General features: G+C 71.1%; 19 protein-coding genes and 1 tRNA gene. 8 read left to right on the top strand and 12 right to left on the bottom strand.

What is annotated here, in order from left to right; translation table 11 throughout:
* Positions 1-220 precede the first annotated feature (220 nt).
* Positions 221-2,875 carry a SpoIIE family protein phosphatase gene (locus tag IF17_RS0128640; RefSeq protein ID WP_030571840.1) on the top strand — a complete coding sequence of 885 codons (2,655 nt, stop codon included), beginning with the start codon at positions 221-223 and terminating at the stop codon, positions 2,873-2,875.
* 95 nt (positions 2,876-2,970) lie between these two features.
* Here IF17_RS0128640 and IF17_RS0128635 read toward each other — a convergent pair.
* Positions 2,971-3,044: transfer RNA gene (locus tag IF17_RS0128635), tRNA-Pro, on the bottom strand.
* A 126-nt stretch (positions 3,045-3,170) separates the two neighbouring features.
* On the opposite strand from IF17_RS0128635, the gene IF17_RS0128630 reads away from it, so the two are divergent.
* Positions 3,171-3,908: a thiamine pyrophosphate-dependent enzyme gene (locus IF17_RS0128630; protein ID WP_030571838.1), complete on the top strand. Its 738-nt coding sequence runs from the start codon at positions 3,171-3,173 to the stop codon at positions 3,906-3,908.
* A 66-nt stretch (positions 3,909-3,974) separates the two neighbouring features.
* A complete protein-coding gene (locus tag IF17_RS0128625) occupies positions 3,975-4,895 on the top strand; it encodes a transketolase family protein (protein ID WP_030571836.1) in 921 nt (306 codons plus the stop codon).
* 21 nt (positions 4,896-4,916) lie between these two features.
* Here IF17_RS0128625 and IF17_RS0128620 read toward each other — a convergent pair whose 3' ends face one another.
* A complete protein-coding gene (locus IF17_RS0128620; RefSeq protein ID WP_030571833.1) occupies positions 4,917-5,345 on the bottom strand; it encodes an MmcQ/YjbR family DNA-binding protein in 429 nt (142 codons plus the stop codon).
* Between the two features lie 221 nt (positions 5,346-5,566).
* On the opposite strand from IF17_RS0128620, the gene IF17_RS0128615 reads away from it, so the two are divergent.
* Both IF17_RS0128615 and IF17_RS0128610 read left to right on the top strand, forming a co-directional pair.
* Positions 5,567-9,067, top strand: a complete 3,501-nt coding sequence (locus IF17_RS0128615; protein ID WP_030571830.1) for a ThuA domain-containing protein — start codon at positions 5,567-5,569, stop codon at positions 9,065-9,067.
* A 176-nt stretch (positions 9,068-9,243) separates the two neighbouring features.
* Positions 9,244-9,972: a sugar phosphate isomerase/epimerase family protein gene (locus IF17_RS0128610; RefSeq protein WP_032772742.1), complete on the top strand. Its 729-nt coding sequence runs from the start codon at positions 9,244-9,246 to the stop codon at positions 9,970-9,972.
* A gap of 88 nt (positions 9,973-10,060) precedes the next feature.
* Here IF17_RS0128610 and IF17_RS0128605 read toward each other — a convergent pair whose 3' ends face one another.
* On the bottom strand, positions 10,061-11,014 hold the full coding sequence (locus tag IF17_RS0128605; protein WP_030571824.1) for an NAD-dependent epimerase/dehydratase family protein: 954 nt from the start codon (positions 11,012-11,014) through the stop codon (positions 10,061-10,063).
* Positions 11,015-11,153: 139 nt separating this feature from the next.
* Here IF17_RS0128605 and IF17_RS0128600 point away from each other — a divergent pair, with 139 nt between their 5' ends.
* Positions 11,154-11,909, top strand: coding sequence for a TetR/AcrR family transcriptional regulator (locus IF17_RS0128600; RefSeq protein ID WP_030571821.1), 756 nt, complete (start codon positions 11,154-11,156; stop codon positions 11,907-11,909).
* A 94-nt stretch (positions 11,910-12,003) separates the two neighbouring features.
* Here IF17_RS0128600 and IF17_RS0128595 read toward each other — a convergent pair whose 3' ends face one another.
* From IF17_RS0128595 to IF17_RS0128585, 3 genes are read right to left on the bottom strand one after another with little or no spacing between them, the layout of a single operon-like run.
* Complete coding sequence (locus IF17_RS0128595; RefSeq protein ID WP_030571818.1) at positions 12,004-12,825, bottom strand: ABC transporter ATP-binding protein; 822 nt, start codon at positions 12,823-12,825, stop codon at positions 12,004-12,006.
* A 5-nt stretch (positions 12,826-12,830) separates the two neighbouring features.
* Complete coding sequence (locus IF17_RS0128590) at positions 12,831-13,850, bottom strand: ABC transporter substrate-binding protein (RefSeq protein ID WP_030571815.1); 1,020 nt, start codon at positions 13,848-13,850, stop codon at positions 12,831-12,833.
* A 41-nt stretch (positions 13,851-13,891) separates the two neighbouring features.
* Positions 13,892-14,755 carry an ABC transporter permease gene (locus IF17_RS0128585; RefSeq protein ID WP_030571812.1) on the bottom strand — a complete coding sequence of 288 codons (864 nt, stop codon included), beginning with the start codon at positions 14,753-14,755 and terminating at the stop codon, positions 13,892-13,894.
* Positions 14,756-15,010: 255 nt separating this feature from the next.
* On the opposite strand from IF17_RS0128585, the gene IF17_RS0128580 reads away from it, so the two are divergent.
* Complete coding sequence (locus tag IF17_RS0128580; protein WP_030571809.1) at positions 15,011-16,036, top strand: LacI family DNA-binding transcriptional regulator; 1,026 nt, start codon at positions 15,011-15,013, stop codon at positions 16,034-16,036.
* A 9-nt stretch (positions 16,037-16,045) separates the two neighbouring features.
* On the opposite strand, the gene IF17_RS0128575 is transcribed toward IF17_RS0128580, so the two are convergent.
* The 5 genes from IF17_RS0128575 to IF17_RS0128555 are packed head-to-tail and all read right to left on the bottom strand — an operon-like array spanning position 16,046 to position 20,087.
* Positions 16,046-16,630, bottom strand: coding sequence for a GAF domain-containing protein (locus IF17_RS0128575; RefSeq protein ID WP_018513231.1), 585 nt, complete (start codon positions 16,628-16,630; stop codon positions 16,046-16,048).
* Positions 16,627-17,250 (bottom strand): GTP-binding protein, encoded by a 624-nt coding sequence (locus IF17_RS0128570; protein WP_030571806.1) that lies wholly within the window; start codon positions 17,248-17,250, stop codon positions 16,627-16,629. The genes IF17_RS0128575 and IF17_RS0128570 overlap by 4 nt, the downstream gene beginning before the upstream one ends.
* On the bottom strand, positions 17,228-17,599 hold the full coding sequence (locus IF17_RS0128565) for a DUF742 domain-containing protein (RefSeq protein WP_018513233.1): 372 nt from the start codon (positions 17,597-17,599) through the stop codon (positions 17,228-17,230). The genes IF17_RS0128570 and IF17_RS0128565 overlap by 23 nt, the downstream gene beginning before the upstream one ends.
* 2 nt (positions 17,600-17,601) lie before the next feature.
* Positions 17,602-18,036 (bottom strand): roadblock/LC7 domain-containing protein, encoded by a 435-nt coding sequence (locus tag IF17_RS0128560; protein ID WP_018513234.1) that lies wholly within the window; start codon positions 18,034-18,036, stop codon positions 17,602-17,604.
* Positions 18,037-18,041: 5 nt separating this feature from the next.
* On the bottom strand, positions 18,042-20,087 hold the full coding sequence (locus IF17_RS0128555; protein ID WP_030571803.1) for an ATP-binding protein: 2,046 nt from the start codon (positions 20,085-20,087) through the stop codon (positions 18,042-18,044).
* 359 nt (positions 20,088-20,446) lie between these two features.
* Between IF17_RS0128555 and IF17_RS0128550 the strand changes: the two genes are divergently transcribed.
* Complete coding sequence (locus IF17_RS0128550) at positions 20,447-21,892, top strand: glyceraldehyde-3-phosphate dehydrogenase (RefSeq protein ID WP_018513236.1); 1,446 nt, start codon at positions 20,447-20,449, stop codon at positions 21,890-21,892.
* 47 nt (positions 21,893-21,939) lie between these two features.
* Here the strand turns inward: IF17_RS0128550 and IF17_RS0128545 are convergent, their stop codons facing one another.
* On the bottom strand, positions 21,940-23,148 hold the full coding sequence (locus tag IF17_RS0128545) for an MBL fold metallo-hydrolase (RefSeq protein WP_030571800.1): 1,209 nt from the start codon (positions 23,146-23,148) through the stop codon (positions 21,940-21,942).
* Between the last annotated feature and the right edge of the window lie 14 nt (positions 23,149-23,162).

Raw genomic sequence — 23,162 nt, 5'->3', positions numbered from 1 at the left:
AGCAGCGGCACGCTGATGAGACCCGCCGACGGCAACGCACCGTGACGAGTGGGAGAGACTCTAGGCGCCCCCACTGACAATGCGGCCAGGCCCCGTCCATCCCCTCGGAAGGGAAGACCCTGCGAGGTGGCACCGATACGTACGGTGAACACCGGAAGACCTGGACGTGGGGAGGTGCTACAACTGGGGTTGTGAGCGCGTCCTGTCTCTCGTGTCCGGCATGCCGGTGCGGTCGAGCCTAGGCAGAAGATCCGGAAGCGTCGCCGGGCAGGTATTCGTCCTCCAGGTGGCGATCGTGGTGCTGCTCGCCGCCGGGGCCTTGCTGGCCCTGGTGTTGCAGTCGCGGCACGACATCGACCGAGAGGCGCGCAACCGGTCCGTCTCCGTGGCGCAGACCTTCGCGAAGTCCCTGGGCCTGCGGGAAGCCCTGAAGGCGCCGGACCCGTCCTCGATTCTGCAGCCTCTCGCCGAGGAGACGCGCAAGGCCGCAGGGGTGGACTTCATCGTGGTGATGGACACCCAAGGCATCCGCTACAGCCACCCTCAGCCCGATCGCATCGGCGAGCGCTTCGTCGGCACGATCGAGCCCTCGCTCGCCGGCCGGGTACACACCGAGAGTGTGCAGGGACCACTCGGCAAGGAGATCCAGGCGATCGTGCCGGTCACCTCGGCCGAAGGCGAGGTCATCGCCCTCGTATCGGCGGGTCTGACGGTGAAGAGCGTCACCGGCATCGCCAACCAACAGCTTCCGGTCTTCCTCCTGTCCATCGCCGGCGGCCTGGCGCTGGCCACCGTCGGCTCGGCGCTGATCAGCCGAAGACTCCGCCGCCAGACCCACGGGCTCGGCACGCAGGAGATGACGCGCATGTACGAGCACCACGACGCGGTGCTCCACGCCGTCCGCGAGGGGGTGCTGATCACCGACGGCGAAGGACGGCTGCTCCTGGCGAACGATGAGGCCGGACGACTGCTCGACCTGCCGGACGACGCCGAGGGACGCCCCGTCGACGAGGTCGGCATGGACCGCCGGATGGCGGACCTGCTGCTGTCCGGCCGGATCGCCACCGACGAGGTGCTGGAGGCCGGGGACCGGCTGCTCGTCGTCAATCAGCGGCCCACCCACCCCGGGGGCCGCCCGCAGGGCTCGGCGGTCACCATCCGCGACTCCACCGAGATGCAGCTCCTGAGCAGCCGTGCGGAAACGGCCCGGAAACGGCTCAAGCTGCTCTACGACGCCGGGGGTGACGTCGGCACCACGCTCGACGTGGTGCGGACCGCGGAGGAGCTGGCCGACGTCGCCGTCCCCCGGTTCGCGGACTTCGTGACGGTCGACCTGGCCGACCCGGTGCTGAACGGCGACGAGCCCGGCCCGGGTGCCGACATGCGGCGCACGGCGGTCAACGGCATCCGCTCCGATCACCCGCTGTACCCCCTCGGCGCTCTGATCGACTTCCTGCCGTCCACGCCGCAGGCCCGCGGTTACGGCACAGGCGCCGTCGAACTCGTGCCCGATCTGCGGGACGCGCCAGGCTGGCATGCCCAGGACCCGCGCCGGACAGCGGAGATCGTCGCTTACGGAATCCACTCGCTCATCGCCGCTCCGCTGAAGGCCAGGGGCGTCGTGCTGGGGGTGGTCAACTTCTGGCGGTGGCAGAAACCGGAACCGTTCGACGAGGACGACCTCTCCTTGGCGGAGGAGCTCGTCGGCCGCGCCGCGGTCGCCATGGACAACGCCCGCCGCTACACGCGCGAACACCAGCTCGCCGTGACGCTCCAGCGCAGCCTGCTGCCACGGGATCTGCTCGATCAGAGTGCCGTGGATGTCGCGCATTTCTACCAGCCCGCCCAGTCCGGAGTGGGCGGGGACTGGTTCGACGTGATCCCGCTGCCGGGAAGCCGCGTCGGACTCGTCGTCGGAGACGTCGTCGGGCACGGCCTGCACGCCGCCGCCACCATGGGGCGGCTGCGTACGGCCGTGCACAACTTCTCCTCCCTGGACCTGCCGCCCGACGAACTCCTCGCTCGTCTCGACGACCTCGTCCAGCGCATGGACCAGGAGGGCGACAGCGCCGCCCCCGACGGCGGTGTCCTGGGAGCCACCTGCCTGTACGCCGTCTACGACCCGGTCTCCCAGATCTGCACCATGGCCCGGGCCGGACACATGCCACCGCTCGTGGTCGCCCCGGACGGCACGACGACGATCTCGGAGCTGCCGGCCGGTCCCCCGCTCGGGCTGGGAGGCATGCCGTTCGAGACCATGGAACTGCGGCTGGCAGAGGGCAGCCAGCTCGTCCTGTACACCGACGGGCTGGTCGAGGAGCGGAGCCGGGACATCGCGGAGGGTCTGGAAAAGCTGCGCACGGCACTGAGCCACCCCGGCCGGGACCCGGACGCCAGCCGCCGCGCCGTACTCGACGCCCTGCTCCCCGATCAGCCGTCCGACGACATCGCGCTGCTCATCGCCCGGACACGCACCCTGGGGGCCGACCGGGTCGCCCAGTGGGACGTTCGGTTCGACCCGAGCGAGGTCGGCGCCATGCGCAGCCGCGCGGCTGCGCAGCTCGAGGAGTGGGGCCTGGAGGAACTCGTCTTCAGCACGGAACTCATTCTCAGCGAGCTCATCACCAACGCCATACGGTACGGCGCGGCCCCGGTTCACCTGCGTCTTCTGCGTGATCGCACCTTGACCTGCGAGGTGGGGGACAGCAGCAGCACCGCCCCGCACCTGCGGTACGCGGCCGGCATGGACGAGGGAGGCCGCGGACTGTTCCTGGTGGCACAGATCAGCGAGCACTGGGGCACTCGGTACACACCGGAAGGCAAGGTCATCTGGGCCGAACAGGTCCTGCCCACCCACGGCCGGATCGTCTCCTAGGGTGCGTGGCCTCTGCGGGCCGGCATCGCCGCGACGCACGAAAGGCCGCCCTCTCACGGATGAGAGAACGGCCTCCGACCTGCGTTTCCGCACAGTCGGGACGACAGGATTTGAACCTGCGACCCCTTGACCCCCAGTCAAGTGCGCTACCAAGCTGCGCCACGTCCCGGTGCCCGTCTGACCTGGGGTTTCCCCTGGCTGAACGCGCATGAGAACAATACCGCACTCGAGCAGGTGGTCACGAACCCGTTTCCCGCTTGACCTCAACCTTGGTTGAGGGTGAACGCTCGGTGTCATGACGAACACGACCGTCGCACCCGTACGCGGACTCCGCGACCTTTCCGATTCCCCCAGTTCCCCCGACTTCCCCGACGTCAACCGTCTGATCGCCCTCATGACCGGCGCCGAGAAGCACGCCCCCGCCGCGCATTCCACGACGGACGCCCTCTGGGTGCTCTACAACAGGGTGCTCCGCGTGACGCCCGCCACCGTCGACGATCCCGGGCGCGACCGCTTCCTCCTCTCCAAGGGGCACGGCCCCATGGCGTACTACGCCGTCCTGGCAGCGCACGGATTCTTCGACGAGGAGCTGCTGCGCGGCTTCGGAACGTACGACTCGCCCCTCGGCCACCACCCGGACCGGCTGCTCGTCCCGGGTGCGGAGATCGGCAGCGGGTCGTTGGGGCACGGCCTGCCGCTGGCCGTCGGGACCGTCCTCGGACTCCGGGCCCAGGGACTCACCGATCCCCGGGTCTGGGTGCTGGTCGGCGACGCCGAGCTGGACGAGGGCAGCAACCACGAGGCCATCGCCCACGCGGGCCCGGCCGGACTCGACCAGCTGCACACGCTGGTGATCGACAACGCCTCCGCCACCCACGGCTGGCCCGGCGGCATCGCCTCCCGGTTCGAGGCGGCGGGATGGTCGGCGGCGACGGTGGACGGCCGCGACCACGAAGCCCTGTACGCGGCCTTCACCGCGCCCCACCCCGGCCGGCCCCGGGCCGTGGTCGCCCGGGTCGAGCCCAAGGGCTGACCCGCCACCCGTCAACGCAGCTCAGGCCGGTCCGTCACCGGCGGATTTCTCAGGAGGACCCCTTTCATGGACACCATGCGTGACCGCTTCATCGCCATCACCTCGCAGCTCCTGGCCGAGGAGCCCCGGCTGGCCGTCGTGCTCGCCGACATCAGCGCCGACGGCTTCGCATCCGCCCGGCGGGCCCATCCCGACCGGGTGATCAACGTCGGGATCAGGGAACAGCTGCTGATCGGAGCCGGGGCGGGGATGGCGCTGACCGGGATGCGGCCCATCGTGCACACCTTCGCCAGCTTCCTGGTGGAGCGGCCGTTCGAGCAGGTCAAGCTGGACTTCGGGCACCAGGGGGTGGGCGGGATCCTGGTCAGCGCCGGGGGCTCGTTCGACTGGCCCGCCGGGGGCTTCACCCATATGGCGCCGGGCGATGTCGCGCTCCTGGACACCCTGGACGGCTGGACGGTCCATGTGCCGGGCCACCCCGACGAGGCCGAGGCGCTGCTGCGGGAAGCGGTGGACGGCGACGACCGTGTGTACGTACGCCTCTCGCTCCAGGCGAACCGGCAGGCGCGGCCCGTGGGCCGCTCCACCGGCTCCACGGGCTCCACGGGATTCTCCGTGGTTCGCGAGGGGCGGGGCGGGACCGTCGTCGCGGTCGGCCCGATGCTCGACAACGTCCTCGCGGCGACCGAGGGGCTGGACGTGAACGTGCTGTACGCGACCACCGTGCGGCCGTTCGACGGGGCAGGCCTGCGCCGCGCCGTGGGTGCCGGTCCCGGCGCCGACGTGGTGATCGTGGAGCCCTATCTGGCGGGCACCTCCACGGCCGCGGCGAACGAGGCGCTCATGGAACTGCCCCACCGGGTCCTCGGCCTGGGGGTGGGGCGCGCGGAGCTGCGCCGGTACGGGCAGATGGAGGAGCACCTGGCGGCGCACGGGCTGGACGCGCGAGGACTGCGGGAGCGGATCACCGGGTTTCTGCGGGGCTGAGGCGCACCCATCGGCGCCCCCTCACCCCTCCCCCGGCCCCTCCAGCTCCGGGTGCGCCGCCAGCAGCCGGCGCGGGGCGACCTGGCGCCAGGCGTCGGCGAGGATGGCGGCGAGCTCCCCGGCGTCCTCCAGTGCGGCCAGCCGGACCCGCACCCAGGCGTAGTTGTCGTCGTGCCCCTCCTTGAGGAAGAACTTCTCCGGCTCGGTGGCGATCAGCTCCGCACGGTCCTCCTTGGGGCACTTCACCCCCATCGCCGTGTCGTCGTCGCCCAGCGAGGCGAAGATCTTGCCCGCCACCCGGAAGGTGGGCTGCCCCCACGCGAGCTTCTCCGTGGTGTCGGGCAGGGACAGCGCGGCCGAACGGACGTCCGCGGCGGTGATGGTGGCCGCAGTGGCCCTGCTCCGGTCACTTCGTGAACTTCTCGGGCTTCTGGGGCTTCTCGCGGTCATCCCGGTTCTCCGATCGGGTGGGCCCCGGCGGCCGTTGCCGGGATTCGACCGTAACGCCCGGGACCGACATCCACCCCCGGCCGGAACCCGCGTCGCACCCGGACCGGCGGGCCCCGCAGACCCATTGACCCCGTCGGAGCGGTGAACCTACCCTGAACGGCGTACTTCAGAAAGCGCTTTCTATACCCCACAGTCGGCATCTACCGCACAGGGAGCGCCCCATGAAACGCCGTTCGTCACGCCGGGCCGGCCGCGTCGGCCGTCCCCCCGGCGCCCCATCCCCCCTCATCGCCGTCACCTCCCTCCTGGCACTGGTCCTCGCCCTGCTGGTGGCCGCGCCGCCCGCGGCGCAGGCGGCGGCCCCGTACCGGGTGCTCGTCTACTCCGAGGTCACCAACTTCACCCATGACTCCATTCCGGCCGGGATCGAGGCGGTGAAGAAGTTCGGGGCCGAGCACGGCTTCGAGGTGGAGGCCACCGAGGACTCCGCCGTCTTCAACGACGCCGATCTCGGCCGCTTCCAGGCCGTCGTCTTCAACAACACCAACTCCACCCCGGAGAAAGGCGACTTGCTGACCGCCGGCGAACGGGCCGCGCTCCAGCGGTTCATCCGCGCGGGCGGCGGCTGGGTGGGCGTGCACGCCGCGTCCGCCAGTGAGCGGGACTGGGACTGGTACGAGGGTCTGGTCGGCGCGATCTTCGACCAGCACCCCGAGGTGCAGACGGGCCGGGTCAAGGTCCTGGACCGCGCCCACCCCTCCACGGAGCATCTGCCGGACCTGTGGGAGCGGACGGAGGAGTGGTACAACTGGCGCTCCAATCCGACCTCCAAGGTGCACACCCTCGCCCAGATCAAGGTGCGCGACGGGGTCACCGGCCTCGACGAGGGCGTGGACCACCCGTTCTCCTGGTGCCAGAACTACGACGGCGGGCGCTCCTGGTTCACCGCCGGCGGGCACGACAAGGCGGCCTTCCAGGAGGAGGCCTTCCTCCGGCATCTGCTCGGCGGCATCCAGTGGGCGGCGGGCGCCGCGGAGGGCGACTGCACCGCGACCCGTACCGGCTCGTTCCAGCGTACGGCGCTCGCGACGAGCGACCTGGCCGACCCCTTCGAGCTGGCGATCGCCCCCGACCGCCGGGTCTTCTTCGCCCAGCGGACCGGGAAGCTCAAGGTGATCGACCAGGAGACGATGAAGGTGTCGACCGCGCTGGACTTCGCGTACACGCCGGAGATGACCAGTCAGTCCGACGGGCTGCTGGGGCTGACCCTGGACCCCGGGTTCGCGGAGAACAACTGGCTCTATCTGCTGTACTCCGACAAGGTCGAGAAGCGGCTGAACCTCTCCCGCTTCACCGTGGACGGAAACACCGTCGATCCGGCGTCCGAGAAGCGGCTGCTGACCGTTCCGACGCTACGGGGCGAGGGCCGGGCCAACTCGCACATGGCCGGTTCGCTCGCCTTCGACAAGGACGGCAACCTGTACGCGGCGACCGGCGACAACACCGACCCGTTCGCCTCGGACGGCTTCACGCCCATCGACGAGGGCGAGGGCCGGCGCGCCTGGGACGCGCAGATGACCGCGGGCAACACCGACGACCTGCGCGGCAAGATCCTGCGGATCACACCGCAGGACGACGGGACGTACACCGTTCCGGAGGGGAACCTCTTCGCGCCCGGCACGGCGAAGACGCGCGCGGAGATCTACGCGATGGGCATGCGCAACCCGTTCCGGATCACCACCGATCCGCTCAGCGGCGCGCTGATGGTCGCGGACTACGGTCCCGACGCACGGCAGGCGGTGGCGGACCGGGGGCCCGAGGGGACCGTCGAGTACACCCGTATCACCGGGGCGGGGAACTTCGGGTGGCCGTACTGCATCGGGAACAACACCCCCTTCAACGACTACGACTTCGTGGCGAAGAAGTCCGGGCCGAAGTTCGACTGTGCGGCACCGGTCAACGACTCGCCGAACAACACCGGGTTGCGTGAGCTGCCGCCCGCCCAGCCCGCCACGGTCTGGTACGCGTACTCCGCGTCGGCCGAGTTCCCGGAGCTGGGCACCGGGGGCGGTGGCCCGATGGGAGGTCCGGTCTATGACTACGACCCGGACAACACTTATCGGACGAAGTTCCCCGCGTACTTCGAAGGCAAGGCGTTCAACTACGAGTTGACCCGAAAGTGGTTCAAGACGTTCTCCTTCCAGAGCGAGGACCAGACCTTCACCGATCCCCGGTTCGAGCCGGTGAGGGTGGGTGACCTCCACTCCATCAACGGGATCTTCGAGGACATGGAGTGGAACCAGCCCTTCGACGCGGACTTCGGTCCGGACGGGGCGCTGTACGTCATCGACTTCGGGCTCGGCAGCGGGACCGGGCGGGGCGGCAGCAACGAGGGCGCGGGCATCTACCGGATCGACCACGTCGGTGACGGCCGGCTGCCCGACGCCAAGCTCTCCGTCGACCGGGACAGCGGCCCGGCCCCGCTCACGGTGAAGTTCTCCAGCGAGGGATCAGGACTGCCAGGCGACCAACCGGTCACCTATGCCTGGGACTTCGACGGGGACGGCACCACGGACTCGACCGAAGCAGCCCCCTCACACACGTACACCGCCAAGGGGCTCCACACGGCCCGGCTGACCGTCACCGGGCCCGACGAGCTGACGGCGCTGGCGGTGCAGGACATCACCGTGGGCAACACCCGGCCCGAGGTGACCATCCAACAGCCGCCGGACGGTGGGATGTTCAGCTTCGGTGACACCATCCCGTTCACGGTCGAGGTGACCGACGAGGAGGACGGGCAGAGCGGTCCGATCGACTGCTCGCGGGTCGTGGTCCAGTCGCAGCTCGGCCATGACACCCATCTGCATCCGCTGGACAACTACACCGGCTGCACAGGTGAGATCGTCACGGACGCGGGAGACAGCCACGGTCCGGGACAGAACCTCTACTACGGGATCACCGCCCAGTACGAGGACAAGGGTGCCCCGGACGCCCCCGCGCTCACCGGCTCCACCTCACTGACCCTGCGCACCTCTCACCGCGAGGCCGAGCACTTCATCTCGACCGGTGGCCGTAACGGCGGTGCGGAGGTGGGGAGTCGGGCGGACGCGTCCGGCGGGAAGCGGCTCATCGAGATCGAGGACGGCGACTGGGTCACCTTCGATCCGGTGAATCTGAAGGGTGTCGGCTCGGTGACGGTCGGCGCCTCGTCGGGCGGGCTCGGCGGCACAGTGGAGCTCCGGGCCGGGTCCCCGACCGGCGAGCTGCTCGGTTCGGTGACCGTTCCGAGCACCGGCGGCTGGGAGAAGCTCATCTCGCCGACGACGGAGCTCAAGGACCCGGGAGGCACGACGAAGCTGTACGCGGTCTTCACCAACCCGGAGTGGAGCGACGGCAAGGCCGACCTGCTCTCGGTCGACTGGCTGCACTTCAACGGGCCGGGCGTGGAGAAGGCGGGCGGTACGGAGGTGGCGGTGCAGGCGGAACCGGCTTCCGGGACAGCGCCGTTGACCGTCGCGCTGAGCAGCACGGTCGAGCCGGCGGAAGGCCGGACGATCGCCTCGTACCACTGGGACTTCGGCGACAACGTGAAGCCGACCGGGCCAGAGGGTGCGACGGCGACGCACCGGTACGACCGCAAGGGTGCCTACACCGCGCATCTGACGGTCACCGACAACAAGGGCGACACGTCCACCGGTGCCGTGCGCATCGACGTGAAGTGAGGGGCGGGGAACGCGTGAACAGCACGCGAAGAGCCTTTCTCGGCAAGGCAGTCGGTACGGCCGTCGGTGCGGCATTCAGTACGGCCGCCGTCACCGCCGTCGGCATCGGCGGCGCGGCACCGGCCTCGGCGGCCGGGCGGCGGGGCTGCCGGCGCATCCCGCCGTCCGGGATCGGGATGCACCTCTACACGATGCGGACACCGCTCGCGGCGGACTTCGCGGGGACGCTGGAGCAGCTCGCCGGAATCGGTTACGCGACGGTCGGCGTCAGCGGCCGGCACGGCAACTCCCCGGCCGCGATACGGAAGATGCTGGACCGGGTCCGGCTGAAAGCGGTCCTGGAGCACGTCGGCTACGACACCGTGACCGGCCCCGGGCTGCCGCAGGCCCTGGAGGACGTCCACACCCTCGGCGGCAGGTGGATCGTGGTGCCGAGCCTGCCGGGGTCACTGCACTCCCCGGCCGGATACCGGGAAGTGGCACGGCAGTTCAACCGGGCGGGGCTCGCCGCCCGGGAGTCAGGACTGAAGCTGCTGTACCACAACCACGGTGGCGACCATGAGGTGGTGGACGGGGTCAGCCTGTACGACATCCTGTTGGACGAGACCGATCCGGAGCTGGTCGGGTTCGAGCTGGACGTGTACTGGGCGGCCAAGGGGGGCTCCTCCGCGCCCGGCGAGCTGTTCGTCCGGCATCCGGGGCGGTTCCCGGCGCTCCATGTGAAGGACATGGCACCGAACGGGGACTTCGCGGATGTCGGGTCGGGGGTGCTGGACTTCCCGGGGATGTTCGACACCGCGCGGCAGGGCGGGGTGCGGCAGTGGCTGGTGGAGCATGACGCGCCGGCCGACCCGTTCGCCTCGGCACGGGCCAGCTACCGGTATCTGTCGAGGCTGCGCTACTGACGGCGGCCACGGAGCGGTGACGCGCTGAGCGGCGGTACGTGCCGTCCGGTCCCGGGTGTGCGGTTCCGCACCCGGGGCCGGGGCGCGTTCAGCGCTGCGGGGCGGCGAGGAGTTCCCCGTACCACCCGAGGGTCGCGTCGATGGCTGACTCCAGCGGGGTGGGCGTGAGGCCGAAGGCCTTCTCGATGGCCGAGGAGTCGACGATCTGCGCCTCGGTGTGCTGGTAGAACATCTCCGCGTACTCCGCCATGAAGGCCTCGTCGAAGGGGCCGAAGGGGCGGGGCTCGGGGATCACGGTCAGCTCCAGCGGGCGGCCGGTGCGCTCCTCGACGAGGGCGAGGATCTGGCGGGTGGTGCGCGCCGGCGCGGTGGGCAGATGCCAGACCCGGCCGTCGCCCTCCGGGTGCTCGCCGAGGGTGGCGAGCCCGGCGGCGACGTCCTCGATGTACGTGTAGCTGTGCGGCAGATCGATGTCGCCGAGGGCGGGCACCGGCTGTCCGGTGAGGGCGGCGGGGAAGACGGCGCCGCCGAGCGTGGAGTTGAGGACCCCGGGGCCGACGAAGTCGGCGGAGCGCCCGAGGACGACGGACAGCCTGCCCTCGCGGTGGGCGGCGAGGTAGCGGGCGTCGAGCTCGGCGCGCATCCGGCCCTTGCGGGTGGTGGAGTTCCACGGGGAGTCCTCGGTCATCACCGCGCCGTGCGTCTCGCCGTACGGGTAGAGCGTGTCCAGGACGACGAGCCGGGCACCCTCCTGCTCGGCCGCGCCGAGGACCGCCTCCTGGATCTTCGGCATGACCTCCACCTGGAGGTGGTAGCCGACGTTGACGCAGTGGTACACGACGTCGGCCCCGGCCACGGCCGCGCGGGCCCCCTCCAGGGTCGCGACATCGGCGGCGTACCGCTCGACGCCCTCGATCGCCGGGCCGCCGCCCGACCGGTCGACGAGCCGGACCCGGTGGCCCCGGCGGACCAGCTCGGTGGCCAGGGCCCTACCGGCGGGTCCGGAGCCGAGGATGGTGTGCAGAGCGAGTGCGGTGGTCATGGCGTTCCCCTTCGAGGTGGATCGGTCCGTCACTTCTGTTAGAGACCATAACTCTCGCGATAGCTCGTAGCAATAGCGCTTGTTAGACTCTGTAACAGGAGGGAGCTCGGCAGGTGAGAGCAGGCGAGAGGGGACCGTGATGGAACGGGCCCAGCAGGGACCGCGCGCCCGGTACCGGGCGCAGACCCGTGCGGAGATCAAGGACCTGGCGCTGCGGCAGCTCGCGGAGGGCGGCGGCACCGCTCTCGCGCTGACGCGGATCGCCAAGGAGATGGGCCTCTCCGGCCCCGCCCTCTACCGTTACTTCGCCGGCCGGGACGATCTGCTCAACGCCCTGATCAGGGACGCGTACGACGATGCGGCCGCCGCGATGGCACGGGCGGCGGCCCGCTCGGCGAAGGGGTCTCGGGGCGTCCGCGCGCGGCTGCACGATCTGGCCGAGGCGTACCGCACCTGGGCGATCGCCGAGCCGCACCGCTATCTGCTGATCCAGGGCGCCCCGGTGCCCGGCTATGTGGCCCCGGCCGACACCCTGGAGCGAGCCCGTGCGGTGCTGGGCCCCTTCCTGCCGCTCTTCGCCACCGGGAGCCCCGGACCGGCGGTGGCCGCCACGGTGGACGAGATGAGCGCCTGGCTCGCGGCGGACGGGACGGTGGGGGCCTGGGTGGCCCGGTACGCCCCGGAGGCGGCCGGCACTCCTGACACCCCGGCCGGGGAGGCCCGGGCGGCCTCGGCACTGGCGGGGGCGGTGCTGGCCTGGACCCAGCTGCACGGCTCGGTGAGCCTGGAGGTGGCCGGCCAGTTCGCCGGGATGGCGCACCGGGGCGGCACGCTGCTGGGCGCCCACATGGAGATGCTGGCGGACGCGTTCGGGCTGGATCAGGCACCGGCATGAGGGAGGGGCGGGACCACCCCTCGTAAGGGAGAGGCGGGGACAACCCCCGTACGCCCCCAGCCCTACGCCGACACGCCCCGGGCCCTGGCCCCCCTCAGTCCTGCGCCGACACCGCCCCCAGCAGGTCGCGGATGTGCGCCGCGGCCGCACGGAACTCCGGGCGCCCCAGCGTCTCGCTGTAGTCGCGCTCGGCGGGCAGCCCCACCTCGATGATCTCCGTGATGGTGCCCGGGCGCGGGCTCATCACCACCACCCGGTCGGCCAGATAGACGGCTTCCGAGATCGAGTGGGTGACCAGGAGGACCGTCGTACCGGTGGACCGCCAGATCCGGTTCAGCTCGGTGTTCATCTGCTCACGGGTCAGGGCGTCCAGTGCGCCGAACGGCTCGTCCATCAGCAGGACGGGCGGTTCGTGGAGCAACGCCCGGCAGAGCGCGACCCGTTGCTGCATTCCGCCGGAGAGCTCGTGCGGGTAGGCGTCCTCGAATCCGGTCAGGCCGGTCATCCGGATCAACTCGGCGGCCCGTCCGCGCGCCTGGGCCACCGGCATCCGGCGGATCTCGGCCTGGAGCAGGATGTTGCGCAGCGCGGAGCGCCACTCCAGCAGGGCCGCGCGCTGGAAGACGTAACCGATGTCGTGGCGTGGCCCGGTGACCCGCTCGCCACCGAGCAGGACCTCGCCGGAGGAGGCCGTGAGCAGCCCGGCGACCAGCTTCAGCAGCGTGGACTTGCCGCACCCCGACGGTCCGACGATGGCGACGAACTCCCCCGGCGCCACATCCAGCGAGACATCGCTCAGCGCCGTGACATCGCGCTTCTTGCTGCGGAACCGGACCGATACGTCGGCCAGTTGGACTGCGGCCGCCCCAACACCACTGGACGGCACGGGCGCTGCCGTCGTCTGCTCTTTCGGCATCGCCGTCATCCCTTCAGCGCCGTCTTCGTGTCCCAGTAGTCGGCCACGGCCTTCGGCGAGGCCACCATGCCCGCCTCGGCGAACACGTCGATGGTCTGCTGCCAGTCGGCCTCGGTGTTGACGCCGGGCGCCTTGCCCTCGGTCGCCTCGGTGTGCAGCAAGGTGAGCGTCGTAGTGAACTGCTCCGACAGGACTGATTTCGGCGGCAGTTGCTCGGACGCGCCCTCCATCGCCTCGACCGCCGGTCCCGGCTCCTTCGCCGCCGCCGCCCACGCCTCGCTGACCGCCTTCACCATGCGCTGGGCCAATCCCGGCTTGGCGGTGAGGATCTTCTGACCGGCGAGGAGCCCGTTGGAATAGAAGTTCAACCCGTGCTCGGAGAACCGGAGGTAGGAGACCGGCTTCTTGGCCTTGTCCTGCATGGTGGGCCCCTGGTCACTGGCGTAACCGAGCAGCCCGTCGGTCTTACCGGAGATGACGGCGGCGATCTTGCCCGCCGGGTCCGTGTTCTGGACCTTGACGTCCGACTCGCCGATGCCGTTCTTCTTCAGGAAGATCGGGAAGGTCTTGGAGAGCGCGTCCCCGGCCGTCCCGGCGATCGTACGGCCCTTGAGATCACCGGGCGCGGCGATGCCCTTCGCGTCGAAGGACTGCACGGAGGCGGGCGTGGTCTGGAGGAAGACACCGAGGCTCTTCACCTTGACGCCCTGATCCACCCCCGCGAGCAGCGCCGGGGTGTCCGCCCAGCCGAAGTCGCTCTGCCCGGCGGCGGTTGCCTGGACGGTCTTCTGCGAGCCCTGGCCCGCCCGGACGTCCAGGTCGATGCCGTGCTTCTCGAAGATCTTCTGCTGTTTTCCGTAGTAGAACGGCGCGTGTTCGCCGTACGGATACCAGTTGAGCGTCAGCGTGACCCGGTCCAGCTTCCTGCCGGAGTCGCTGGTGGTGGTCGACGCGTCGTTGCCGCCGCAGGCGGTCGCCAGCAGGACGAGGGGTACGGCACCGATCAGGAGTCTGCGCGCGTGCATGAGCTGGCCCTTCTCGCAACGGGACGGTGGCTTCCGGGAGTTCAGTACGTGGTGGTCGCCGAGGTCTCCCGGCGGCTCGCGTGCCACGGCAGCAGCAGCTTCTCGGCGATCTCGACGACGACGAAGAGCACGACGCCGATCAGCGACATCACGAGCAGCCCGGCGAAGAGCATCGGGGTGTCGAGGTTGCCGTTGGCCTGGAGGATCACATAGCCGAGGCCCTCGTTCGCCCCGACGAACTCGCCCACCACCGCACCGGTCACCGCGAGGGTGACGGCGACCTTGAGGCCCGAGAACAGGTGCGGGAGCGAGGCCGGGAAGCGGATCTTCAGGAAGGTCTGCCAGGGCTTCGCCCCCATCGTGGCGGAGAGTTGGAGCATCTCCGGGTCGACGGCCTTGAGACCGGTGACCATCGAGATCACCACCGGGAAGAAGGCGATGAGGACCGCGATCAGGATCTTGGGCGCGATGCCGAAGCCGAGCCACACCACGAAGAGCGGGGCGATGGCGATCTTCGGCACGACCTGGGCGAAGAGGAGGATGGGGTAGAGCGTGCGCTCGACGGTGGAGGAGTACACCATCACCACCGCCGCGAACACTCCGACGGCGACCGCGATCACGAAGCCGAGGAGCGTCTCGTACGTCGTCACCCAGCTGTGCTGCCAGAGGTAACCCGCCTTGCCCGTCAGGACATCGAGGGTCGCGCCGGGCGACGGCACGAGATACGGCTCGACGAGCTCGGCCGCCGCGATCACCCACCAGAGCGCGAAGCAGGCGAGCAGCAGCGCCACGGGCCGCCAGCTCCGCTCCGCGGCGCGGGCCAGCCGCTCCCCCGCCGTGGGGCCCGCCCGGCGGGCGACCCCCGCCACCTCGGCGGGCCTCTTGGCCAACGTGGTCTCACTCACGGTGAACTCCCTGTAAGCCGGGTTCGGTTGTGACGAGCTGTGCGATCCTGCGATGCGAGTGGTGGTGATCTGAAGGCGCTTTCAGAAAGCGCTTTCTGGTAAGGTGCCGCCACGCTAATGACTGTTCGCGCACACGGTCAATAGGTCGTCCCGAAGTTTCGGGGCCCTGCCACCACCGCACCCCTGGGGGTCGAGTTGAGTGAACGGGAAACACCTCTCCACCCCGATACGCGCCGCCGCGTCCCGGCCCCCCACGTGACGCTGGACGCCGTGGCCCGCGAGGCGGGTGTATCGCTTGCCACCGCCTCCCGGGCGCTGAACGGCACCACCCGGGTCCGCGACGATCTGCGCAGCCGGGTGCGCGCCGCGGCCGACCTCCTCGGCTACATCCCCAACGCCCATGCCCAGGCCCTCGCCAGCTCCGACGGCAACCGTACGGTGGGGCTGATCTGCCACGACGTCAGCGACCCCTACTTCGCGGGCATCGCCAGCGGGGTGATGCGGGCGGCGGCGGAGCAGGACCTGCTGGTGATGCTCGCCTCCACCTTCCGTGAACCGGCCCGGGAGATCGCGTACGTCTCGATGCTGCGGGCCCAGCGGGCGCGGGCCATCCTGCTGATCGGCTCCGGGTTCCAGGACCGGGCCTGGGAGCGGGGGATGGACGCGGAGCTGGATCCGTACGTGCGCGCGGGCGGCCGGGTCGCGGTGGTCAGCCGGCACCGGTCGCTGCGGGTGGACACCGTGCAGCCGGAGAACCGGGCCGGGGCGGCGGAGCTGGCGAAGGCGCTGGTGGCGCTCGGGCACCGGGAGTTCGCCGTGCTCACCGGCCCGCCCGAACTGACCACGGTGGCCGACCGGTTGGCGGGATTCCGGGAGGGGCTGGCCCAGGCGGGCATCAGCCTCGACCGGGTGGTGCGGGGGGCGTTCACCCGGGAGGGCGGCCATCTGGCGGCGCGACGGCTACTGGCGTCCGGCGGCCCCCGGCCGACCTGCGTCTTCGCGGTGACCGATGTGATGGCGGTCGGTGCGCTGGCCGCGCTCCGCGAGGCGGGGGTGCGGGTGCCGGAGGACATGTCGCTGGCGGGGTTCGACGACATCCCCGTCGTACGGGAGCTGTCGCCGCCGCTGACCACGGTGGCACTGCCGCTCACCGAGATGGGCGAGCGCGTGATCGCGCTGGCCCTGCGCACCCCGTCGGGGGCGGGGCGCTCGCGGGTGGTCCGGATCGACGGGGAGGTGGTGCTGCGGGGCAGCACGGGCCGACCGCCGCACGGGAGTTGAGGCCGGGCGTCACGGGTGGCGGTAGCCCTCCCGGTGGTCGATCTGGCGGACGAGCTCCTGGGCGAGGGACTTGATGGTGTCCAGCCCCGCACGGCCCCAGGGGCGCGGCACGGTGTCGACGGCGCAGACGGTGCCGAGCGCGATGCCCGTACGGTCGATGAGCGGTGCGCCGAGGTAGGAACGGACGCCTATGTCGTCGACGACCGGATTGCCGGCGAACCGCGGGTAGTCGCAGACGTCGTCCAGGACGAGCGCCTTGCGCCGGACGACGACATGCGGGCAGTAGCCGTGGTCGCGGGCCATGTGGCGGGCGCCGCGGTTGCCGCCCGCCGCGACGGCCCCGATGTCCTGGCCGCCCCGATTGCCCGCCGGGGTGTGCAGTCCCGCGAAGAACTGCCGGTTCTCGTCGATGAAGTTGACCATCGAGAAGGGTGACGCGGTCACTTCGGCCACCTTGTCGGCGAAGGCGTCGAAGCTGTCGAACGAGGCGTCGGGGCGTTCTCCGAGATCCAGCCTCCGCAGCCGCTCCGCGCGGGCCGGGCCGTCCCGGTCGGCGGGGGTCAGCAGCATCCGGCCGGTGGCGAAGGACGTCACTGGTGGGCTCCGAAGGCCTGGAGCGGGGCGGGCGCCGAGGTCGCGTTGATCAGATGCTGTACGAGGGTGACCAGCGCCCCCGTACCGGAGCTGGCGATCCGCGCGTCGCACAGGACGACCGGCACCGCGGGTCCGAGGTCGAGCGCGGCCCGGATCTCGTCGGGCTCGTAGCGGTACGCGCCGTCGAACTCGTTCACCGCCACGATGAACCCGATGCCGCGCCGCTCGAAGAAGTCCACGGCGGCGAAGCACTCCGCCAGCCGCCGGGTGTCGGCGAGCACCACGGCGCCGAGCGCGCCCTGGGAGAGCTCGTCCCACATGAACCAGAACCGCTCCTGGCCCGGCGTCCCGAACAGGTACAGGACGTGCTGCTCGGAGAGGGTGATGCGGCCGAAGTCCATGGCGACGGTGGTGGCCGTCTTGGACTCGACGCCGTCCAGGTTGTCGGTCCCCACGCTGACCTGGGTCAGCAGCTCCTCGGTGGACAGCGGGGCGATCTCGCTGACCGCGCCGACGAAGGTCGTCTTGCCGACGCCGAATCCGCCCGCGACCAGCACCTTGAGGGCCACGGGGAAGAACTCGGTGGTTCCGGTGCGGTCAGAGCTGTCGTCGTAAACCATCGAGCACTGCCTCCAGCAGGGATCGGTCGGTGGGTGTGTCATGGAATGCGGGGGCGTGCGCGGTGACCGCTCCGCAGCCGACCAGGTCGGAGAGGAGGACCTTGGTGACGACCGCGGGCAGCCGGAGGTGTGCGGCGATCTCGGCGACGGACATGGGCCCCTCGCACAGTCCGAGGGCCACGGTGTGTTCGGGGCCGAGGGGAATGTCGGGTTCGATGCCCGTGGCCATGACCAGGGAGAGCAGGTCGAATCCGGTGGACGGCCGGGTGCGGCCGTTGCTGACGGTGTACGGGCGGATCAGCCGGCCGGCCGCGTCGTCGAGCAGGGGCCCGTCCTGCGGGGCCGGCATCCTCACAGCCCCGGGGTGAACGGTGCCCCGGCCGGCTGCCGCAGCGGGGTCATCAGATAGGGGCGGACGCTCTTGACCAGCATCGCCATCTCGTAGCCGAGGACCGCCGCGTCCGCCTCGCGGCCGGCGAGGACGGCGAGACAGGTGCCGGACCCGGCGGTGGAGACGAACAGGAGCGTGGAGTCGAGTTCGACGACCACCTGCCGGACGTCGCCGTTGTCCCCGAAGCGGGCGCCGGCGCTGCGGCCCAGGGAGTACAGCCCGGCGGCCAGGGCGGCCATGTGGTCGGCGCTGTCGGGGTCCATGCCGTGGACGGATTTCACCAGTCCGTCGGCCGAGAGCAGCACCGCGCTGCGCGTGTAGGGCACGCGTTGGACCAGTCCGCTCAGTAGCCAGTCCAGGTCCGAGACCTGACCGGCCTGCATGTCGCTCGGCATCGTGTCTACTCCTTGAAAGTCGTGTCTTTACGGGGTTCCGGCACGGCGTGGCCCGGCAGGAAGGTCTCGTGCCCGGTCTGCGGGCGGCCGAGGGGCGTGGGCGCTTCGGCGGCTCCGCGTACGGGGAGGGGGGCGAGGGTCTCCAGGGGGGCGTCGAGCGCGGTCGGCGTGCCGGTGGCGTCGCCGTATCCGCCGCCGGTCCCCTCCTCCTGGGCCGTCTGGGCCTCGGCGAGGTCGACACCGCGCCGGAAGGCGGCCATGAGGCCCGGGTCGTGCAGGGCGTGCTCGTCCTCGACCCGGGGCACGGGCGCCTCGCGCAGTTGCGGGACGAGGTGTTCCTGGTTGGCCCGCTTGGGGAGTTCGGGGCGGGCGGCGGGCGGCGCGGGCCGGTCGACCCGCTCGGGGACGAAGGCGGCCGGGGCTGGGCGGTCGGCGTGCTCCGGTGTGAGGGCGGCCGGTGCGGGCCGGTCGGGGGCGGACGCGGCCGGTGCGGGCCGGTCGACCCGCTCGGCGCGCAGCGGGAGGGGCGGGGCCTCGCCCCGGGGCCCCGGCGTGCGGCTCTCCGGTGCGGCGTGGGCGTGCGAGCCCGGCGCCTGGGCGTCGCGCGGGTGACCGGAGGGCGCCTGGCCGGAGGGCGTTCGGCCGGGGGGCGCCTGGCCGGGGAGTGCCTGGCCAGGCGGTGCGGGGACCGCCTGCGGCTGGGCGGCCCGCACCTGCGGCGGTGCGGTCGGGGCCGTCCGTCCGTCGTCGGCGGGCGGCCGGTGCACGGCTCCGGGCGGCGGTACGGGGGCGGCGCCGGGCGCTGTCGCGGCGTCCGGGTCGGTCCCGAGGAGGGTCTGCGGCAGGACGAGGACCGCCTGCGTGCCGCCGTAGATGTTGCTCTGGAGGCGGACCGCGATGCCGTGGCGGCGGGCCAGGGCCGAGACGACGAACAGGCCGATCCGGCCGTCCTGGAGCAGATGGGCGACGTTGACCTGGTCGGGGTCGGAGAGCAGGGCGTTCATCCGGTTCTGCTCGTGGTCCGGCATCCCTAGGCCGCGGTCCTCCACCTCCAGCGCGAGACCGGCGGTGACGCGCTGGACGCGCAGCAGGACCTGGGTGTGCGGGGCGGAGAACACCGTGGCGTTCTCGACCAGTTCGGCCAGCAGGTGGATCACGTCGGCGACGGCGTGGCCGCGCAGGGTGCCGTCCATCGGCGGGACGAGCTTGACCCGGGGGTACTGCTCGACCTCCGCGATGGCCGAGCGCAGCACCTCGGTCATGGTGACCGGGTTGCTCCACTGGCGCCGGGAGACGGCCCCGCCGAGGACGGCGAGGTTCTCCGCGTGGCGGCGGATCCGGGTGGCCAGGTGGTCGACGTGGAAGAGGCCCTTCAGCAGGTCGGGGTCCTCGACCTCGTGCTCCAGCTCGTCGAGGATCTGGATCTCGCGGTGGACCAGGGACTGCAGCCGCCGGGCGAGGTTGACGAAGACCTCGACCTTCTGTTCGTTGCCGGTGGAGCTGAAGAGCTGCGAGGCCTGGACGACGGCGGTGACCGCGGCGTCCTGGGCCCGCCCCATCTCCTGGGCGAGCAGGTCGAAGGCGTCGCCGTCGGGGGCGGGCGGCGGCGTGGGCCGCCGGGACCCGACAGGTTCTCCGGCGCGGAGCTGCTCCATCACCCGCTGGAGTTCGGCCTGGCCCTGGGCGCTGGCGCGGCGGAGCGCCAGCGCCCGGTCGAGCACAGCACCGGTCACGCGGTGGGCGCCGAGGTAGGCGGCCGCGACGGCGGCGACGGCCAGGGCGGCCGATCCGCCGAGTGCGGCCCAGAGGCCCGGGGACGGGTCGACGGCACCGTCCCGGATGGTGAAGATGACGGCTGCCGCGCCGCTGAGCAGGGCGGCGATGGTGGGGAGCAGCGCGGTGCGCAGCAACTGGGGCCGTATGCGGCCCTCGGGGGTCGGCTGGGCGGCGCGCGGCCTGGTGGGGGCCGAGTGGGCACGTGCGCCGGGGCGGCCGTGCCGCCCGCCCTCGCGGCGGTCCGGTCGCGCGGCGGGTGCGCGAAGTTGAGACATCAGCGTCCTCGGTACGGGGGCATCAGGAATCGGCGTTCCTGTCGCCCCTGTCGGCGTTCCTGCGGTGGCACCTGCGGTGGTCGGTCCAGCTCGGGTCAGCGGTCGGGCCGCCCTGGATCCAGGAGCACGCCGTTGATCACCGAGCACACACGGTAGTCGCCACCGACCTGTGCGCGACGGGCAGTTGTGGAACTTGCCCACCATCCGTCCCGCTCTGGTATGACCTCTCGCACGGGCGCCCGATTACGCCGCATTGACACCGGCACGACCCACCCCGGCCCCCCGGACGGGACCACCTTGAGGATGAACACACCGGGGCGGCTACCATATGAGCGCCGCCTAGCTCGAAAGATAAACACGTGACTGTCAATGACGACTCGTTCACCAACTGGATGCACCGCGAGGAGATCGCGGAGTCGATGATCCCGATCATCGGGAAGCTGCACCGTGAGCAGGACGTGAACGTCCTGCTGCACAGCCGCTCCCTGGTGAACAAGTCGGTGGTCAGCATCCTCAAGACCCACCGCTTCGCCCGGCAGATCGCCGGTGAGGAACTCTCGGTCACCGAGACGATGCCGTTCCTGCGGGCGCTGACGACACTCGACCTCGGCCCCTCCCAGATCGACATAGGCATGCTGGCCGCGACGTTCCGCGCGGACGACCGCGGCCTGAGCGTGGAGGAGTTCACCGCCGAGGCCGTCGCCGGGGCGACCGGCGCCAACAAGATCGAACGCCGCGACTCGCGCGATGTCGTCCTCTACGGCTTCGGCCGCATCGGCCGCCTCATCGCCCGCCTCCTCATCGAGAAGGCCGGTTCCGGCAACGGACTGCGGCTGCGCGCCATCGTCGTACGCAAGGGCTCCGGCCAGGACATCGTCAAGCGCGCCTCACTGCTGCGGCGCGACTCGATCCACGGCCAGTTCTCCGGCACGATCACCGTCGACGAGGCGAACAGCAAGATCATCGCCAACGGCAACGAGATCAAGGTGATCTACTCGGACGACCCGACGGCGGTGGACTACACCGAGTACGGGATCAAGGACGCCATCCTGATCGACAACACCGGCAGGTGGCGCGACCGCGAGGGGCTCTCGAACCACCTGCGCCCCGGCATCGCCAAGGTCGTCCTGACCGCGCCGGGCAAGGGCGACGTCCCCAACATCGTCCACGGGGTCAACCACGACACGATCAAGGACGACGAGCAGATCCTGTCCTGCGCGTCCTGCACCACCAACGCGATCGTCCCGCCGCTCAAGGCGATGGCGGACGAGTACGGCGTCCTGCGCGGCCACGTGGAGACCGTCCACTCGTACACCAACGACCAGAACCTGCTGGACAACTACCACAGCTCCGACCGGCGCGGCCGCTCGGCGGCACTCAACATGGTCATCACCGAGACCGGCGCCGCCTCCGCCGTGGCCAAGGCCCTGCCGGACCTGGACGCGCCGATCACCGGCAGCTCCATCCGCGTCCCGGTGCCGGACGTCTCGATCGCGATCCTGAGCCTGCGCCTGGGCCGGGAGACCGACCGCGAGGAGGTCCTCGACTACCTCCGTAACGTCTCGCTGGCCTCGCCGCTCAAGCGCCAGATCGACTTCATCAGCGCCCCCGACGCGGTCTCCAGCGACTTCATCGGCTCCCGCCACGCCTCGATCGTCGACGCGGGCGCCACCAAGGTCGACGGTGACAACGCGATCCTCTACCTCTGGTACGACAACGAGTTCGGCTACTCGTGCCAGGTCATCCGGGTCGTCCAGCACGTCTCCGGCGTGGAGTACCCGACGTACCCGGCCCCGGCGGCCTGATCTCCGCTTCGGGTGAGGGTCCAGGCACCTGGGCCCTCACCCGGAGGTCACCGCTCCCCGGCCACATCGAGGTCCCGACGCACGACGGGCGCGCCGCCCGGGACGGCGTCCGGTGCCGCCGTACGCCACTGCGGGGCCGCCATCGGGGCGGAGACGGCTCGCCACCAGGAGTCCACCGGGAGCGTTCCGCCGGGTTCGAAGGGTTCGCCCGGCCGGGGGAACGCCGCCGCCTGCTCGGCCTCCTCGGCGGCGTCCTTCGTCCACTCGGCGGGCTCGGCCCAGGCGTGCGGGGCGAGGTTGAAGGTGCCCCAGTGGATCGGCAGCATCACCCCGTGCGGGCGTCCGCCCTGGAGGTCCAGGTGGGCCCGCATGCCCTCGGCGGGGGTCATGTGGATGTCCGGCCAGTACTCCGAGTAGGCGCCGATCTGGATCATCGTGACGTCGAAGGGGCCGTGCTCGGCACCGATGTCCCGGAAGCCGGGGAAGTAGCCCGTGTCGCCGCTGTGGTAGATCCGGTGTTCCGGGCCGGAGACGGCCCAGGAGGCCCACAGGGTGTGCTGGTTGTTCCGCAGGCCCCGGCCGCAGAAGTGGCGCGCGGGAGTGGCGGTGAGGCTGATGCCGTTGACCTTCGCGGTCTCGTTCCAGTCGAGCTCGCGCAGCCGGTCGGGAGCCACCCCCCAGCGCTCCAGATGGGCGCCGACCCCGAGCGGTACGGCGAAGACGGTGTCCGTGCCCGCCAGCGCGCGGATCGTCGGCAGGTCGAGGTGGTCGTAGTGGTCGTGGGAGATCACCACCACATCGACGGGGCCGAGCGTGGCCAGCGGCACCGGCACCGGGTGCAGCCGCTTGGGTCCGGCGAAGGGGAACGGGGAACACCGCTCTCCCCAGACCGGGTCGAACAGGACCCGGCGGCCGTCGATCTCGGCGAGGACGCTGGAGTGACCCATCCAGGTCAGCCGCAGCCCGGTGGCGGGCGGCGCGGCCAGATCGGCGAGCGTGGTGGCATGGACCGGAACGGTGCCCGCCGGCGCCCTGCGGATCCGCTGCTCCTTCTGGAAGTAGATCTTGGCGAATTCCAGCCCAGACCCGGACGGCCTGGTCCGGGCTCCCAGCGGGTTCTGGAACACCCCGTCGGCGAAGTTCGGTGAGTTCAGAATGCGCTGCATCCGCGCTCCCGCCGGATCGGCTCCGAAGGGCTCGGTGCGCATCGAACGCAGTTTCGTACGGAAGGGGACAAAGTAGTCGGCGCCGGTCACAACATCTCCTGGGG

Origin of the sequence: Streptomyces cyaneofuscatus, assembly GCF_000718135.1 — a bacterium.
GTDB lineage: Bacteria > Actinomycetota > Actinomycetes > Streptomycetales > Streptomycetaceae > Streptomyces > Streptomyces cyaneofuscatus.
Note: the sequence above shows the minus strand (reverse complement) of the source record. Positions and strands in the feature narration are given on the sequence as shown.